The sequence below is a fragment of the Pseudomonas sp. B21-031 genome (assembly GCF_024748985.1).
GTDB classification, from domain to species: Bacteria; Pseudomonadota; Gammaproteobacteria; order Pseudomonadales; family Pseudomonadaceae; genus Aquipseudomonas; species Aquipseudomonas kermanshahensis.
Genome location: NZ_CP087181.1, coordinates 3962852 through 3978613, shown reverse-complemented (window position 1 = coordinate 3978613; position 15762 = coordinate 3962852). Strand labels below are relative to the sequence as shown.

The 15762-nt window shown below is 57.6% G+C and carries 14 protein-coding genes; 5 read left to right on the top strand and 9 right to left on the bottom strand.

The window, feature by feature from the left end; translation table 11 throughout:
* Positions 1-47: 47 nt before the first annotated feature.
* From tssJ to tssB, 7 genes are read right to left on the bottom strand one after another with little or no spacing between them, the layout of a single operon-like run.
* A complete protein-coding gene (gene tssJ, locus LOY53_RS17700) occupies positions 48-842 on the bottom strand; it encodes a type VI secretion system lipoprotein TssJ (protein ID WP_252825131.1) in 795 nt (264 codons plus the stop codon).
* Complete coding sequence (locus LOY53_RS17695) at positions 839-1405, bottom strand: FHA domain-containing protein (RefSeq protein ID WP_252825130.1); 567 nt, start codon at positions 1403-1405, stop codon at positions 839-841. The genes tssJ and LOY53_RS17695 overlap by 4 nt, the downstream gene beginning before the upstream one ends.
* On the bottom strand, positions 1402-2418 hold the full coding sequence (tssG, locus tag LOY53_RS17690) for a type VI secretion system baseplate subunit TssG (RefSeq protein WP_258703085.1): 1017 nt from the start codon (positions 2416-2418) through the stop codon (positions 1402-1404). Before tssG ends, LOY53_RS17695 begins: the two co-directional genes overlap by 4 nt.
* Positions 2382-4148: a type VI secretion system baseplate subunit TssF gene (gene tssF / locus LOY53_RS17685; RefSeq protein WP_252825127.1), complete on the bottom strand. Its 1767-nt coding sequence runs from the start codon at positions 4146-4148 to the stop codon at positions 2382-2384. Before tssF ends, tssG begins: the two co-directional genes overlap by 37 nt.
* A 3-nt stretch (positions 4149-4151) precedes the next feature.
* Complete coding sequence (gene tssE / locus LOY53_RS17680; protein ID WP_252825125.1) at positions 4152-4562, bottom strand: type VI secretion system baseplate subunit TssE; 411 nt, start codon at positions 4560-4562, stop codon at positions 4152-4154.
* Positions 4559-6049 carry a type VI secretion system contractile sheath large subunit gene (gene tssC / locus LOY53_RS17675; RefSeq protein WP_258703084.1) on the bottom strand — a complete coding sequence of 497 codons (1491 nt, stop codon included), beginning with the start codon at positions 6047-6049 and terminating at the stop codon, positions 4559-4561. Before tssC ends, tssE begins: the two co-directional genes overlap by 4 nt.
* Before the next feature lie 17 nt (positions 6050-6066).
* A complete protein-coding gene (tssB, locus tag LOY53_RS17670; protein ID WP_258703083.1) occupies positions 6067-6570 on the bottom strand; it encodes a type VI secretion system contractile sheath small subunit in 504 nt (167 codons plus the stop codon).
* A gap of 354 nt (positions 6571-6924) precedes the next feature.
* Between tssB and vasI the strand changes: the two genes are divergently transcribed.
* The 4 genes from vasI to LOY53_RS17650 all read left to right on the top strand — a co-directional run bounded on the left by vasI (position 6925) and on the right by LOY53_RS17650 (position 13576).
* The gene (vasI, locus tag LOY53_RS17665; RefSeq protein WP_252825119.1) at positions 6925-7572 is read left to right on the top strand and encodes a type VI secretion system-associated protein VasI; all 648 of its coding nucleotides are present in this window, start codon (positions 6925-6927) and stop codon (positions 7570-7572) included.
* A complete protein-coding gene (gene tssA / locus LOY53_RS17660) occupies positions 7560-9014 on the top strand; it encodes a type VI secretion system protein TssA (protein ID WP_258703082.1) in 1455 nt (484 codons plus the stop codon). The genes vasI and tssA overlap by 13 nt, the downstream gene beginning before the upstream one ends.
* Before the next feature lie 8 nt (positions 9015-9022).
* Positions 9023-12646 (top strand): type VI secretion system membrane subunit TssM, encoded by a 3624-nt coding sequence (gene tssM / locus LOY53_RS17655; protein ID WP_258703081.1) that lies wholly within the window; start codon positions 9023-9025, stop codon positions 12644-12646.
* A gap of 75 nt (positions 12647-12721) precedes the next feature.
* Positions 12722-13576: a DMT family transporter gene (locus LOY53_RS17650; RefSeq protein WP_408981381.1), complete on the top strand. Its 855-nt coding sequence runs from the start codon at positions 12722-12724 to the stop codon at positions 13574-13576.
* Positions 13577-13614: 38 nt separating this feature from the next.
* On the opposite strand, the gene LOY53_RS17645 is transcribed toward LOY53_RS17650, so the two are convergent.
* Both LOY53_RS17645 and LOY53_RS17640 read right to left on the bottom strand, forming a co-directional pair.
* Positions 13615-14130, bottom strand: coding sequence for a DUF4880 domain-containing protein (locus LOY53_RS17645; protein ID WP_027592790.1), 516 nt, complete (start codon positions 14128-14130; stop codon positions 13615-13617).
* A 435-nt stretch (positions 14131-14565) separates the two neighbouring features.
* Positions 14566-14877 carry a DUF6124 family protein gene (locus LOY53_RS17640; protein ID WP_252825112.1) on the bottom strand — a complete coding sequence of 104 codons (312 nt, stop codon included), beginning with the start codon at positions 14875-14877 and terminating at the stop codon, positions 14566-14568.
* 88 nt (positions 14878-14965) lie between these two features.
* Here LOY53_RS17640 and LOY53_RS17635 point away from each other — a divergent pair, with 88 nt between their 5' ends.
* On the top strand, positions 14966-15664 hold the full coding sequence (locus LOY53_RS17635; RefSeq protein ID WP_099454774.1) for a LexA family transcriptional regulator: 699 nt from the start codon (positions 14966-14968) through the stop codon (positions 15662-15664).
* Positions 15665-15762: the final 98 nt, after the last annotated feature.

Genomic DNA, 15762 nt, shown 5'->3' with positions numbered 1-15762 from the left:
CGTGTCAGCGTGAGTAAGCGAAAAGGACAAGCGCTGTGGACGCCCCATCAGTCTTCCTCCTTGAGCAGGATCTGCCTGTCGTTGACCAGCACCGAAAGAATGATCTGGCGCCCACGCGGGGGAATGCGCAGCACTTGCTGCCAGGTGGCGTTCTCCTGGTTTCGGTAATCGCCGATCACCGCGACGAAGCGGGTCTCGGGGTCGATGGGCACGAAGGGGATGAACTTGAACTGGCCGGGGCGCATCTGGTAATCGTCATCGCGGATGTAGGTGCTGCGCAGGACCTTGGCTGGGTCCTCATCCAGCAGTTGATACACGCTGTTGCGCAGCAGTGAGTCGTCGCGCAGTTGCAGGATCTTGATGGCGATGGGAGTAGCGACAGGCTCTGTGGTCACGGTTGGGGTGCGCGGTAAGGTCAGCACTACCGTTGGGTCGTCGTAGCTGCCAGGTGTGCTTTCTTCCAGGGAAGAGCGTTGCAGCTGATCTTCGTCGTCTTCGATGATCACGACAGGGGACATCGCTGGAAATTGCTCTTGCAGGAACGCGAACAGGCTTCCGACTTTTTCTGTCAATGCGTGAGGGTCGCCGGCACTCAGGCTGACCGCGTAGGGGCTTGGCTCCAGAGCGTTTTCATGATCGGCCGAAATGTCGAGGCTGTTCGGGTTGCCATTGAGGGTAGGGCTGGCATTGATGCTGAACGCAACCTGGGTCGGATGATCTTTGGGTGACCCAATGGGCAACGAGGGGTCCATGGCCACTTGGCTCACTCTGCTCAGGTAGGTGCAACCTGAAAGCCCTATCAGCGCGGTCAGCAGGGCGGCTGTGAACAGATGGCGCGTCATGGGCGTCCTCCTGCAATCAAGCGTTGCAGTGGGTCTTCTTGTGACGCGCTTGTATCTCCCACGGCGTTCAGTGCTAGCAAAGGGTCATTGCCCTTGTGCGTTTCAAAGGCCGAGCAAATCTCGGTGATGGCTTGGGTGGTTGTGCTGCTGCGACCACCGTTGGCGGGCGGGTCGGCGATCAGGCGATCAAGTACGCTCGCATCAGTGCTGAGCAAATCTTCCAGCGAGCGCGCGTTGGCATGCTCTTGCGAGTGCTGAACCAGCAACCGGTAAGCGCCAATGCGGATCTGATCGCCTTCAAGCAGACGCCGGGGCGAACGTGCCCCGAGGCTGTTGATGCTGTCGTTTAGATAGGTGCGTGCGCAGCGGTCGATCACGCAGAAGCTGTCTTCGATCCAGCGAATCTCGCAGTGGATCGACGCAACGCTGTGATTTCGATCATTCATCAGCCAACTCGCACCTTCACTGCCGATGGTGCCGCCTTTGCAATCGAACGTGTGTCGAACGATGACGTTAGGCTGTAACTGGTCGAGGTTGGTGATGCTCATCATCAACGTGCTCATGAGCGCCCCCGGAAACGAACGACAGGGCTGATTTCGCCATGTCGGTCATCGATGAAACTGGTCCAACCCAAGTAGGCGCCCTGACTGCGGTGCAGGCAGAACGGTGACAGCGCGTACTGCTTGAGGCGCAATTCCAAGTCGTAGGCCATGCCGTCCCGCAAGAGGAAATCGATCAATGCGCGTAACCGGTCAAAGTTGACGCCGCTGGGCAGCAACTGGCGCAGTTGCGTTTGATCGAGCTCGCTGATGACGATGGTGAATTTGCTGCTGCGGGTGCGCGAACGGCCACCGACGGTGAACGTACTCCCTAACTGGCCATTGCTACGCCCAAGGCTGACAAGCTGCCTACCTGTGGTGGGCACCGAGCGCGTTTCAAATTCGCGGATTTGCACATGCTTCAGGTCGAAGCAATGGCCAATGATGCCGGCGACGGTGCCGGGCGCGCGGCTGCGGCTGGCGATCACGCCAGCAAAGCTGAGCAGCCGGCTCCAGGGCAATGCCGTGTCACCTCGCAGCTGTTTGTCATTCAGCCCGAGCAGGGCAAAGACGTACTGTGAGAATCCATCTTTGGCGCCTGGCTGAAAACGGATGTAGTAGCGGTACTTGCGCCAACCGCGATGCAACAGGCTCAACAGGTAGTGGTTGAAGAAGTCGAAAAAGGCCGGACGCACGCCGATACCCTGTGCATGCTCATAGGCCACCTGTTCCAGGTAATAGGTGGGCAAAGGCGAATCTGTGCCGTGCAAGCCCATGAAGGTGGTGCAGACACGGTAGCGTTGCTCCTCATCGGGCATACGCTCGGCTTTGTAGACATCCGAGACCGGAAAGGTCAGCCGCGGGTCGCAGGCCAGCCGCACGCGCCGCCGGGTGGCCTCGTTTGGCCAACGGGGCTCCAGGTCATCTCCGTGCAAGCCATGCAAGCGCTCCAGCAACTGGAAGTAGTTGTAGCGGTGCGCGTCGGCGAGCAGCTTGTCGGCTAGATCAGCGGTTGTTTGCCGGTCTGGATTGGCCATGTGTAGTGCTCGTTGTTGGTGATATTGATCACTTCCAGTTGATGGAAGGAATTGATGCTGGCGTACAGGGCAAAGAAGTGCGCCAGCACACAGCTGAAGAGGTACAAGTCGCCCTCGCAAAGAAAGGCGGCCTGATCCAATTTCAGGCGGCTGCGCAGGCCGCGAATGGGTTGCCCTTTGATCAGCCAATCCATGGGTTCTGTGTGGATCTCGCGGATGCCGTCGAGGCGCTTGCGGGTGGTGCGTGTTTGCTGGATGTCGTGCAGGGCCGCGAAGTCGTAAGCGCGGATGATCTCTTTCAGCGGGTCGGCCGAGAGCAGCGACAGGTAGTTGAGCGACATGTTTGAGATCAAGGCCCACTGCAATTCGCCGTCCAGCACCGGCCGATAGGCACGGGTGGGGGGACGGATGTTGGAGTAGGTCGCCAGAGGCGGCGTAAACTCGGTTATAACGTTGATGTCATCGACACCCAGCGCCTGTGGCAAATCTCTGTTGGTGCAGGTCAGGTCAATGGACGCCGTTTCCAGCTCGCCGATGTAGTGGCTGGCATCGGCGCGGACGAAAGCGATGCTGTGGGTGACGCCATCGCCACGCAGGGAGTCTTCGAGCTGGTAGCGGTAGTACAAGGCCGTGCGCCCTTGAACATGTTCGATTTCATGTGCAAATGAGTCGAAAGGACGAAAGGTCCGTAAGTGCTCACGGGTACTGCCATCGGACGTCGTTCGGGTGCTGATGACCTGATCGACACTGAAAATCTCGTAAGCGTGTTGTTCTGTGCCTTTAGGTTTCAGCTGCACATGGGCGGCATTACAGGACAGGTCAATGGGCTCGGCACTGTGCTTGAACAAGTTGACCGCGGGGCTACAGAACAGGTTGAAGTCACTCTTTCCAAGACGCAGCGTTTCCGGCAACGGACGTGAGAACTGGAATTCGATGACTACCTGCGAGCTGTGTTGTGCCGGCCATAGTTTTTGCAGATCGGTGATGCTGAAGAAATGGAACCGCTGAGGGAAGACGAAGTATTCCTGCAGGATCCGATAGCCATCGAAGACATTCTGCGGATAGGGCAGCAAGGCCTCTTCAGGGCTAAATCCGGGAAATGCGATACAGCTGGCGGGTAGTCGGCGAACCTCATCATTGATGGTCACGCTGACATGCTTGAGGTATTGCGAGAGCCACAGGTACAGCGTGCGCGCAGCGAGATCGTCCCCACCCAGGTGAAAGTCCAGCCGTGTACAGCCCAAGGTATTCAGTGGGCGCTCGACCAACGTTTCGAGGTCGATGCGTACAATCGAGTTGTCCAGTGTCTGTGTGGAGCCCACACTGCATATTGCAAAAGGGTGCACCTTCACTTCCGTGCAAGTGCGGTACTCGCAGGCGATACCGTCTACAAGCTTGGAAAAGAGACGCGAGCCCTTTGGGATACTCTGCGATTGGCTCAGCGACTGCTTGCGTGGCGTGAACTGGATAATCGTCGCGCTTGGCAGCGGCCGCAGGTAGTTCGGCCACAGCAACTGCAGCATGGGGTGCGTCAGTTCCGGCAGGTCATCTTCCAGCTTGAGCCGCAGCTTGGCCGTCAGGAACGCAAAGCCCTCCATCAGCCGCTCGACATCGGGGTCGCTACCACTGCTTCCAAGAAACCGGGCAAGCTGTGGATTATCCTTGGCGAAGTCATTTCCCAGCTCACGCAAGTAGCGCAGCTCTTCGCTGAATCGGTCCTTCAATGACATGGTTCACCTTACTCGGGTGTGTCGGTTGTGCCCGTTGACCAACAACTCCAATTGCAACTGTTCCGTCTGGTTGTTGACCTGCACATGGCAGTCCAGCCTGAAATGCAACTCAAGCGGAGCGTGACAATCGGGCACTGCCTTAAGTGCGCGTACCTTGATGCGTGGCTCAAAGCGCTGGAGGGTGCGGCGGATATCCGCACTCACTTGTGCGAGCAACTCGCCGCTGCTTACGTCATGCCCGTTGAAGTCGCGCAGGCCCAGCTCAGGGCTGCTCTGGGAGCACCCCTGGCGAGCGTTGAGCAGGGTTTCGAGGTGGCGTTTGATGGCGGCGAATTTTTGCGAAGTACTCTCCTGCCGGGATGTTTGCCGGCAGAGGGACTGATCCGCCATCAAACGATCAAAAAAACCGGTCATTGCGTGTCGAGCCGCCCAACCAGTGAGATCTCGAAGTTCGCGCCCATGTATTTGAAATGCGGGCGAACGGAGAGCGAGACCTGGTACCAGCCCGGATCGCCGGCAACGTCAGAGACTTCAACCCTGGCAGCACGCAGCGGGCGACGGCTGCGAACATCGGCCGAGGGGTTTTCCTGGTCGGCGACGTATTGCTTGATCCATTTGTTGAGCTCGGATTCAAGGTCGCGTCGTTCCTTCCAGCTGCCGATCTGTTCGCGCTGTAGCACTTTGATGTAGTGAGCCAGGCGGTTGACGATGAACAGATAGGGCAACTGGGTGCCGAGCTTGTAGTTGGTCTGAGCCTGCAAGCCTTCGGGGGTCTTGGGAAAGTTCTTAGGTTTCTGCACCGAATTGGCAGAGAAGAACGCCGCGTTATCGCTGTCCTTGCGCATGGTCAGGGTGATGAAGCCCTCTTCAGCCAACTCGAACTCCTTGCGGTCAGAGATCAGCACTTCGGTAGGAATCTTGGCCTGCAGTTGGCCCAGCGATTCGTACAGATGAACCGGCAGGTCTTCGACGGCTCCCCCCGATTGTGGGCCGATGATGTTCGGGCACCAGCGGTAGCGGGCAAAGCTTTCGTTGATGCAACTGGCCAACAGGAAGGCAGAGTTGCCCCACAGGTAGTTATCATGCCGACCGTTGATGTTCTCGTCGTAGTTGAAGCTTCTGCACGGCTGGTCCTGATGATGGTAAGCGGAGCGAAGCATGAAGCGTGGTCCGGTCAGGGCGGTGTGGCGAGCATCCTCGCTTTCACGGAACGCCCGCCATTTGGCATGGCGGGGGCCGGCAAAGATGTCCTTGATCTCCTTGAGGTTGGGCAAGTCTTCGAAGGTGCTCAGGTTGAAGAATTCAGGGGCCGGTGCAGCCAGGAAGGGCGCGTGGGACATGGCACCGACAGAGGCCATGTAACTCAAGAGCTTGAGATCGGGGGAAGAAGGCCCGAAGTTATAATTGCCAACCATGGCAGCAACCGGCTCACCCCCGAACTGCCCATAACCTGCGGTATAAACGTGTTTGTACAGTCCGCTGCAGGTGATGTCGGCAGCGTTCTCGAAGTCATCGAGCAATTCTTCTTTGCTGACATGCAATACCTCAAGCTTGATGTTCTCGCGGAAGTCCGTTCGATCGACAAGAAGTTTGAGGCTGCGCCAGGCTGACTCAAGTTGCTGGAACTCAGGTTGGTGCAGAATGGCATCCATCTGCTTGCCGAGCACCCGATCCAGTTCCGCAATCATTTGATCGACACGGTGCTTGTTGATGAGTTGATCGGGATCATTGCTCTTGAGGATCTCGGCAATAAAGGCAGATACACCTTGCCTAGCGACTTGATAGCCCTCTTGAGCCGGCACCAGTTTGGTTTCCGCCATAATCTGATCCAGCAGCGTGGCCTTGCTTAATGTCTCGGTAGTTGTGTCGACGGCGACAGGGGTGCTGTTCTGCTTTGGCATGGGGACGCTCCGTGGTCTCAATCTTCTTTTGGCGCCTCAAGCACCAGGTCCAGTTCTTCGGCGAGCTGCTTGCGGGCCTGCTCGTTGTTCAACAGGTGTTGCAGCTGCTTGCGGAATGTCGGCACGTTACCGAGTGGGCCTTTAAGGGCTACCAGCGCTTCACGCAGCTCCAGTAGCTTGTTCAGCTCCGGTACCTGTTGGGCGATCTGGTCTGGCCCGAAATCGTTGATGGACTTGAACTGCAGGTTGACAGCGAGCTCGGCGTCTGGAGTTGCGCTGAGCATGGAAGGCACGGACATGTCCAAGCTCACATCAGCGTCATGCAACACGTTGTTGAAACTGTGTTTATCGATGCGCATGACCGGGCGGTCTTCCAGTGCGCGGCTGTCCTCCAAACCGAAATCTCCCAGTACCAACATCTTGTGTGGCAGCTCTATTTCGACCTGCTCATCGCCGGTGGCAGGGACGTACTTGATGTTGATGCGCTCTTTTGGCGCAACGGAGCCAATGTTCTTAGACATCAATCCATAACTCCATGGTGTGGATTTGGTGTTGCGTAGTGGGTTTTTTACTGCGTGTTTAAACGTTGTGGTTATTCTGGTTTATGAGTTGTGGGGAATTTCCTACATATCGCCGATTGAGAGGGTTAGTTCCCCGTCGCTATAAAAACCATGCATGTGACAAGGACTTTTGGTCGAGTTAAAAAATGTAAGTAAATATTTATTTGTGTGCAGTTGATTGTGTGTACTAGGCTCGTGGCGAAACACTTCTTGGTGGTGTGGGTATGGCGAGGAGTTAATGGAATATTGTTGTAGGAAAATTTACTCATTGACGCATATGAGTCTTCCTGTTGTTTGGCAAAGAGTGAGTATTCAATGATTATTCGCAGCGCATATGGCGCTGGTGTTTGGCTACTGTTTTGTTTGCAGCCAGCGTTGGCCAGTCATGCCCAGAACTGTCCTGGGATCGTGTCTAACATCGAGCGTCTGGCGTGTTTCGATCAGGCGGCAGGAACACCTGCGCATACGACCCAAAAGCCATGGTCCGCCCCGGAGCACGAGGCGCCCAGTGTGTTGCGCGTGATGGCCAACGAGGCCGCACGCAGGCCGGATGACCTGACGTTTCGCAGCGGGGAACGAAGCGAGGGCAGTGACGTTACTGAACTGGTCATTTCCGCACCCGCCATTGCATCCGGTGACCAACGTTCTTATCTGGTCATCAGCTGCATCCAGAACATCTCCCGGCTCCAGTTGATCACCCATAAACACATCGAGACGGGCTGGGTCACGGTACGCCTGAAAGGGGACGGCGGTTCTACGAATGAGACCCCCTGGAAGGTGATGGAAAACGGGCAGGTACTCGACGCAGGACGAGGCCTCCCTGCCATCGAGCAGATCAAAAAGTTGATTAGGGCCCATCGGATAGAAGTGACGAGCAACCACAGCGAGGTCGATGGGCTGACGTTCGATGCCCAAGGTCTAGACCCGCTGATCAGTCAGGCGCGGAGCACATGCCGGTGGTAGTGCGGGTATCAGGGGATGAAGTCAGTCGGCTGCTCATGCCGATTGAGCCAGCGGTTCCGGCCGGGCTGTTCGACATCGAGGATGAAACCTACCAGGCCATTGACCAGGAGATGGTCAAACTGGGTGGTTTGCAGGAATCTTCAATCGACTGGACCTACATCGAAGAGGCGTCCCGGCAGTATTTGGGCCAGCAGTGCAAGCACCTGCGGATCGTCGCGCACTTGAGTGTCGCGTGGCTGCGTAGCGGCTGCTGGGAGCGCTGGGGGTTCACCCTGGCGTTATTAGCCGGCATGGTCGAATCCTACTGGGAGTCTTCTCATCCCAAGCCAGGGCCCAAGGGTTTCCTTGGCAAGCGTAAGCTGGTTGGCCTGGTCCTCAATCGCTTGACTGATGCGTTGCCGTGCCTTGACCGCTTCACCTATACCCCGACTCATGCAACTGCAGCACAGCATGCTTTAACACGCTTGCAACAGCAGCAGGCCGTTGCGCAACTGGACGCGGCCGTCATCCATAAACTTGAGCGCCTTCTGCGCAAGTATGCAGAACTTGGCGCGGGTGTCAGCGAGGTCGCAGCGCCCCAGGCGCCTGCTACAAACATCAAGCCTGTGCCATTGGCCGATGTCATGGCTGCACCCATCCCCCATGTATCCATTGGCAATGAGCGCGAGACACGGCGAGCGGTGTTGAGCATGGCCGAGTTCATCAACCAACAGGATCCCTATGACCCTACCGGCTACCAACTACGTCGCTTTGGCTTGTGGGCGCACATTCAAGCGGCGCCTCAAGCGAGGCAAGGTAACCGCACGGAGTTGATGGCGGTGCCGGTGGATATTTCCGGAAGCTATGACGATGCCATCGCCGGAACGGCAATTGACCCCGCGTTACTCCAGCGTATCGAAAAAAGTGTCGCAGCCTGCCCTTACTGGATTCGAGGCAGTTTTCTAGCCGCTACCGTCGCCACGCGGCTGGCGATGGGCGAGGTCGCGGAGGCTATTCGCTGCGCGACTGCGCGTTTTGTGCAGCGCATGCCAGCACTGCAGCAGTTGTGCTTCAGCGACGGCACAGGGTTCGTCGATGACGCCTGCATGGCCTGGCTGAAGGGGGCGCAAGGGCAGGGCGACCATGGAGCATCCACCGCTGAGTTCAGCAGCCTGCGCGAGGAACTGGTGAGTCAGCTGGACACGGCAGGTGTGGAGCCAGTCCTCCTCCGCTTGCAAAGCCTGCAAGCGGAGCTCCGTACGCCGCGTGAGCGCTGCCACACCACAATAATTGCCGCCGACTTGTTGGCCGCACGCGGCGTGTCCTGGTTAGCCCAGGACCTGTGCGCCGGTGTTGCCCAGACGATGCAGCGAACGACCGCCGATGCCTGGGAGCCCGGGGTATTCCAGCGGCTCCTCCAGTACGCCACCTCTCCAGCGTTAGCTGATCAGAACAAGGTTTAGGAGCCCTCATGAACCCACTATGGAAACAACTCAAACGATGGGGCATACCGTTGATTTCGCGCATCGGCTTGGCGATGCCGCTGTTGCTTGGGCTCGGTGCTGTACTGATCCTGATCGCCATTTGGTGGCTCGGCCCGCAATGGACGTGGCGAGAGCACCAACCCCTCGCCAGCGTGGCGCACCGCAGTGTGGCCAGTCTGGTGCTCGTACTGATGCCATTGCTTTGCTGGCTTATTGTGTTGCGCACACGCTTTCACCGCCTGCAAGCGGAGCACAAGGATGCAGTGGCCGCCGAACTGGATCGTGTATTGCCGTTGGTTCGCACACAAGAGAAGGCGTTGAACCAGGCGCTTTCGCGTTACCTCGACAACGCGGGAGGGCGAAGGGCGCTGTACCGATTGCCATGGTATCTGGTGCTGGGTGACGAACAGGCTGGCAAAACCAGCTTCATTGATCGCACTGACCAAAGTTTTTCCTTGACCCGCATCGACAAGGTCCAGGCACGTGGCCGACAAGCGCAACCTCTCGCATATCCGGTCGGCTGGTGGGTCAGTGATGACGCGGTAATCATCGACCCGCCCGGTGCTTTCATCAGCCAAGCGTCTTCGGCTGGCGCGGTGTCCGGGAACGCCAATGAGTCTGAACCTTCCATACCTCCCGGAACCCCGGCCAGGTTGTGGCACCACCTGCTGAGTTGGTTGCTGCGCAATCGCAGCCAGCGGGCACTCAATGGCCTGTTGCTGGTTATTGATCTGCCTGCGCTGTTACAGGGTACGCCCGAGCAACGTGTCGCACTGGCTCATGTATTGCGTACACGGCTGTATGAAGTCAGCAGTCAGCTGGGTTCGCGCCTGCCCTTGTATGTGGTGTTATCCAAGTTCGATCTGCTCGATGGCTTTGACGCGCTTTACAGCAAGCTCTCAGCGGCTAAGCGAGAGAACCTGCTGGGCTTTACGTTCAAGCTGGATGCAGTCGATACTTACGACGCTTGGTTGGAGGAGTACAGCGACTTCTATGATCGCTTGATCAGGCTGTTGTTCGAGCAGGTCGTGGACCAGATTGATGGGCTGGGCAGTGCGCCGCATCGATCGCGTTTGTTCTCGCTGCATGCCCAGTTGGTTGGATTGCGCCCGATTTTACTAGGCTTCTTGCGTGAGACCTTGGCAAGTGATCGTTTCACCACGCCTGCCCTGGTGCGTGGGGTGTATTGGTCGTCGGTCGAGCAGCAAGGCGACATGCTCAATGCATTCGTGCGTGAGGCGGCGCAGCCATACAAAACCAAGCCCCCACTGCGCGAAGGCAAGCCGCACGGCAAAGCGTTGGTCTACTTCATCCAGCAGGCTTTCGGTCGTGTCATCTACCAGGAAGCCGGGCTTGCTGGGGATAACGTCAGAGTGGCGCGTAGCAAGCGGCGATTGCTCTGGGTGGGCTCTGGTGTAGGCGTGCTTGCTGTGTGTGTTGCCATTGCCAGTTGGCAGCGCTACTTCGATGTCAATGGTGCCAAGGCAGCCAGCGTGCTTGCTAAAAGTCGAGAATTCAGCAATCACGAAGTGGACCAGCACCTGGACCCGACAGGGCGTAACCTGCTGCAACCACTGGATCAAATCCGTGATGCAGTATCGGTATTCGGTGACTATCGCGCCGCCTGGCCGGGTGTGGCTGATTTCGGCCTGTATCAAGGGCGCGCCATCGGGCCTCGGGTCGACGAAGCTTACTTGAGCCTGCTCTCCAGGCGTTTCTTGCCGGCGTTGGCCAGCGGCGTGATTGATGCCATGAATGCGGCACCGCCCGGCAGTGAACAGCAGATGGCCTCGCTTAGGGTTTACCGCATGATCGAGGACCGCCAGAGTCGCCGGCCCGAGTGGGTCGAAGACTGGATGGCCCAGAAGTGGCAACAGGCCTTCCCAGGGCAGGGACAATTGCAGCGCGACCTCATGCAGCATCTGAAGTACGCCCTGGCCTATGCCGATACCGACCTGCCGCAATACAAGCAGCGGGTCAGCGAAGTGCAGCAGATATTACGTAAAGTGCCTATGCCACAGCGCGTGTACGCAAGCCTCAAGCAGCAGGCCCAAGAACAGCTGCACGCCGGCTTGGACCTGCGTCACCAGGTAGGGCCAGCCTTCGATATCGTTTACAAATCTTCTTCCGGGTCGAAGCTGGGCGATGATGGCGTCCTGCTTGCCCCCATGCTGACGGCCAAAGGGTTCAGGGACTATTTTGAGCCCCGCAGCCAGCGCTTCGCCGAGATGGCGATGATCGATCAGTGGGCATTGGGTGAGCGCGCTCAACTCGACTATTCGGACGTCGACCGCAATGCATTGAGCGAGCGCTTACGTAACCTCTACAGCGCGGACTACATCGACAGCTGGCGACGTGCCTTGAATGCCTTTTCAGTGGCTGACTTCAATGATTTAGACCATGGTGTCGATATTCTGGAGCAGCTGACTGGTCCTGCGGCGCCGCTGCACAGATTGCTCGAAACAGTGAAAGACAATACTTCGCTGTCTTCTTCGGTGGCTATCGAGGTGCCCGACGAGACAACTGGCCTGCGGCCCACCAACAGCAAGCCCGAGCAGCTACAAGCCGTGGCCATCCAGCGTGCGTTCGCCGGCCTGAATGCCATGCTGCAGGCAACGGGAGAAAAGCCGAGCTACTACGATGAAACGGTCGCTGCCATTGCCGCTGTTCATGATTACGTCAAGGCCGTGCAGGACAGCCCTGAGCGTGGCAAGGCCGCGTTGCACGCCGTGCTTCAACGTTTCTCCATGACCGGGCACGACCCCATTGGCACATTGCAGCGGGTCGCCACCGGTTTGCCTGAACCGATCAATCAACAGGTCAAGAAAGTTGCGGACCAGACAGCGCGCGTGCTGAACGTTGAAGCGCTCCGTGAGCTGGAACGACGTTGGGATGCCGATGTTTACAGCTTCTTCCAGCAGCGCTTGGCAGGGCGCTATCCCTTCGTGGTGCGAGCGCCCGATGCTTCTTTGGATGACTTCGAGGCGTTCTTCGGGCCGAAAGGACGCCTGCAGCAGTTTCATGACCAATACCTCAAAGTCTTCCTCAAGGACAATCTCGAAGCCTTGCAGGCCAGTCGGCAGGGGCACTCCTTGATCCGCAGCGATGTGATCGAGCAGTTGGAACTGGCGGATCGCATTCGCGAAACCTTCTTCGATCAGCGCGGCAACTTGAGCGTGCAGTTCAGTATCGAGCCCTTGGGACTGAGTGCTAACCAGCGCACCAGCTTGCTGGATCTGGATGGCCAGCTGATTTCCTACACGCATGGCCCCACCCAGATTGTCGGTGTTGTCTGGCCCAATACGTTGGGGCAGCAAGTGCGCAGCAACCTCACCTTGCTCCGACAAAACGGCAATAGCAGCAGTTTGGAGTATCGCGGCCCTTGGTCGATGTTCCGCCTGCTCAGCCGAGGTTCGCTTAATGGCCGTACAGCCACCAGCGTGGACTTGAGCTTTAGAACGGGAGACGGCGTGATGCGTTATCGGCTGAACGCCGAAAAAGCATTCAACCCCATTACCCAGCAGCCCTTCAAAGGTTTCACCTTACCGCGAGGTTTGCTTGAGCAGTCAGCGTCAAGAGGGGGAGTGGCCGAAGTACCTACGGTGCTGTAGTGCTAGCCCACGCTTTACGGAGCGAGAGGCAATTCAACAATAAGAACTAAAAAGGAATTGATCTTGGACATATTGATGGGTGTCGTAGCGGCCCTGTGCTGGGGCGCTACAGACTTTCTGGTTGGCCTGAACGCACGGCTATTTGGTGTCCAGCGCTCGGTATTCCTCGGGCAATTGCTGGGCTTGATTCTACTCAGTACCCTGCTGTTGGTTCTCGGCCGGCAAATCGACGTTCTGTATGAAGTGAAATGGCAGTTGCTGCTGACTTGTCTCGCAGCCGCACTCCTGACTGTAATGGGGGCGGTCTCTCTCTCGCGAGCGTTTGCGCAAGGGAAGACTGCCGTGGTCGCGCCACTGGTCACCTCCTATGGCATGTTCACAACGTTACTGGCCTGGATGGGGGGTGAACACATCACAGTCATACAATGGGTGGGATTGGTGATATGTGCCAGCGGCGTTGCAATAGTGGGGCGTGGATCCGGTAACAATGACCCCAGGCAATACAGGTCGGCGGGGACGGCGAACTTTTTTGCGTTGGTTGCTGCCGCGTTGTACGGGACTAGCTTCTGGGTTCAAGGCAAATACACGTTGCCTGCTATCGGCCCGGTCAACATGCTTTGGATAAGCTATCTGGTGGGGGTGGTGCTTCTGTCGCCCATCATGTTCAAGCTCAAACCTGCGGATTCACCGGGCCTAAAAGGCTATTGTGCGCTCTGTTGCGCAAGCCTGTTTAACTTGGCGGGTTTTACGGCGTTTTCGTACGGTGCGTTGACTGGGGCTGTAGCTATCGTCACTGTGATAAGTACGATGTCGGGCGGGATAGCGGCCATTCTGGGTTATCTGTTCTACAAAGACAGGTTAACGCTGATGCAGATTGCAGGCGTCTGTCTCGTTTTACTGGGCGCGGTGGTACTGCACTTCGTAGCCTGAGTTAGCGCGAGCCAATGAATGCGAGTGTCGTAGCTTCATCAGGCCCAAAAGCCAAACAGCACCAACGCCGCCACCCCCAACCCAACCGCAATCGAACACCCACCCAACGACAGTGCCGCCCGGCCTTGCCGGTACCAACCGTCATGGCCTAGCTGCCGTGCTGGCGCCAGCAGGCTGCGCCAGCGCAGCTCCGTATCGTGAAACGCCTGTAAGTTCGCCTGGTCCGCATCCAGCCAACGGCGAAAGTCGATTCGCTCGCAGGCGGTCACCTGGGGGCTTTGCAATCGCACATACCATTGCCCGGCAACACTCGCCAACACATCGCGGCGGGAGCGGCCTGCTTGCAGTGCCTGGTCCATATGCCGCTCGATGCTTGCCAAGGGCAAATCGAGCCGGGCAGCAATGCTGGCAAAGTCCAGTTGGTCGAGGCGGTTGAGCAGGAACACTTGCTGGACACGCCGAGGCAGCCGTTTCAAGCCGTGCAACAGTTCATTGTCGGCATCGGGCGCGGCGGCAGGAGATTCGTGCTCAAGGGGCAGCAGCAGACGGGTCATGGACAGCTCCTTGCTCAAAGGGGGAGGGATGGGGGCATCTTCCTTGATGCGTAATCAGCGTAGTGGAAACGAGATTGATTCTCAAGTGCTGATTCCGCAAAGTTTTGTAATGAGCGTTCACGGTCTGACACACTTTTGCTATCATGCCGGCCATTCACGATCTTCATTAGCCTGAAGAGCCAAAAAAAAGACCCGGCAAAAAGCCGGGTCAAAAACCGTGATTAGCCTGATGAGGAGATAATCTGAGAGCGACCTAAGCTCCAGGTTATCCAGCAGATCTCGCGATCAGCTGAGTGCAATAATAATCGTTATCATTTGCCAGTCAAATGATATTTCGCTAATTCGGTAAAAAAGTTTTACCGATGCGCTTCCTTGTCCCGGCAATCGGGGCCATTGCCGTTACCCGGCCATCACGTCTTTCCCTTCCTTTTTTACCTACAGACCCGTCTGCACGGTGCGTTTGTGCTCCAGCAGTGCGCGTGCCATGTCCATCATGTGCATCAAGGCAAAGGTCAGCTCGCGCTGCGTACCCTGCTGGTGCACGGCGGTTTCTTGTGCGGTGGCGGCGGCGCAGCGGAGCAGGGCAATCGCGTGCTCCTGGGCTTGGTCGCCGGTTACGCCTTCGTGCAGGGTCCAGATTTTGTTCTCGATGGTGGGGCGTGGTGGGTTGGGGTTGAGGTAGTAGTCGAGGGCGCGGCGGGCCGCTTCGCTGTCGAGATCTGTTTCTTCGTTTTTCGGTGGTTTCATCCTGATACCTGCGAATGCCAATAGGGAAAAGGTTCAGGTCGATACTAATACCTTAAGTATTTTCATGCTTTCTGATAAATAATACAGGATGTTTATTGAGCGCTTGAAGGCAGTCCGTATCGTGCCAGCGATGAATATGGATAAATGGATTGCCCTCGTCCGTGACCGGATGGAGGAGCTTGGGCTCACCCAAGAGCAGCTGGCCGAACGCGTTGGCGTGTCTCAAGGCAGCGTGGGGCATTGGGTGAACAAAAGGCGCCAGCCGAAGATCGAGTCGATGAACCGCACGTTCGTCGAGATTGGCATGCCCCACTACAACGTCAGTTTGCAACTGCGCATTCTGGGCCAGGTAGGCGAGGACCGCGGCGGCTATGACATGGATGACACCGACGATGACCTGGACCTCATGCAGTACATCGTGTGCTTCCGCTACCCGGTGCTGGGTTGGGATGAGCTAGAGGGGGCAGAGGCGAGCGTATTCGAGCAGACGGACTACCTGGCCAAGGGCAAGGCGTTCTGGCTGACCGTTGAGAATGAAGCGATGAGCGCCGCCAGTGGCCGCAGTGTGCCGCAGGGGATGCGGATGCTGGTGGACCCTGGGGTGGAGGTTGAGCCGGGGCGTTTGGTTATCGCTCGGCAGCCGGGCAAACCGGCGATTTTCCGTGAGCTGGCTGAGGAAGGTGGGCAGCGGTACCTGAAGGCCTTGAACAGCAATTACCCAACGCTGTTGTGCGAAGACGGCTGTGAGTTTTTGGGGGTGGTTGTGCGGGTGCACGGCACTTTCTAGAGAGAACCCAGCCTGCGCGGGCCAATCGCCGGCAAGCCAGCTCCCACAGGTTTGGCGATGCTCCGAAAGCCCGCGTCATCCCTGTGGGGGCCGGCTTG

Coding starts and splice junctions, on each gene's coding strand:
- tssE (WP_252825125.1), bottom strand. CDS start 4,562: ATGACCGGTTTTTTTGATCGTTTGATGGCGGATCAGTCCCTCTGCCGG.
- tssF (WP_252825127.1), bottom strand. CDS start 4,148: ATGTCATTGAAGGACCGATTCAGCGAAGAGCTGCGCTACTTGCGTGAG.
- LOY53_RS17640 (WP_252825112.1), bottom strand. CDS start 14,877: ATGAAACCACCGAAAAACGAAGAAACAGATCTCGACAGCGAAGCGGCC.
- tssM (WP_258703081.1), top strand. CDS start 9,023: ATGAACCCACTATGGAAACAACTCAAACGATGGGGCATACCGTTGATT.
- tssA (WP_258703082.1), top strand. CDS start 7,560: ATGCCGGTGGTAGTGCGGGTATCAGGGGATGAAGTCAGTCGGCTGCTC.
- LOY53_RS17645 (WP_027592790.1), bottom strand. CDS start 14,130: ATGACCCGTCTGCTGCTGCCCCTTGAGCACGAATCTCCTGCCGCCGCG.
- tssJ (WP_252825131.1), bottom strand. CDS start 842: ATGACGCGCCATCTGTTCACAGCCGCCCTGCTGACCGCGCTGATAGGG.
- LOY53_RS17650 (WP_408981381.1), top strand. CDS start 12,722: ATGGGTGTCGTAGCGGCCCTGTGCTGGGGCGCTACAGACTTTCTGGTT.
- tssG (WP_258703085.1), bottom strand. CDS start 2,418: ATGGCCAATCCAGACCGGCAAACAACCGCTGATCTAGCCGACAAGCTG.
- tssC (WP_258703084.1), bottom strand. CDS start 6,049: ATGCCAAAGCAGAACAGCACCCCTGTCGCCGTCGACACAACTACCGAG.
- LOY53_RS17695 (WP_252825130.1), bottom strand. CDS start 1,405: ATGAGCACGTTGATGATGAGCATCACCAACCTCGACCAGTTACAGCCT.
- tssB (WP_258703083.1), bottom strand. CDS start 6,570: ATGTCTAAGAACATTGGCTCCGTTGCGCCAAAAGAGCGCATCAACATC.
- vasI (WP_252825119.1), top strand. CDS start 6,925: ATGATTATTCGCAGCGCATATGGCGCTGGTGTTTGGCTACTGTTTTGT.
- LOY53_RS17635 (WP_099454774.1), top strand. CDS start 14,966: ATGTTTATTGAGCGCTTGAAGGCAGTCCGTATCGTGCCAGCGATGAAT.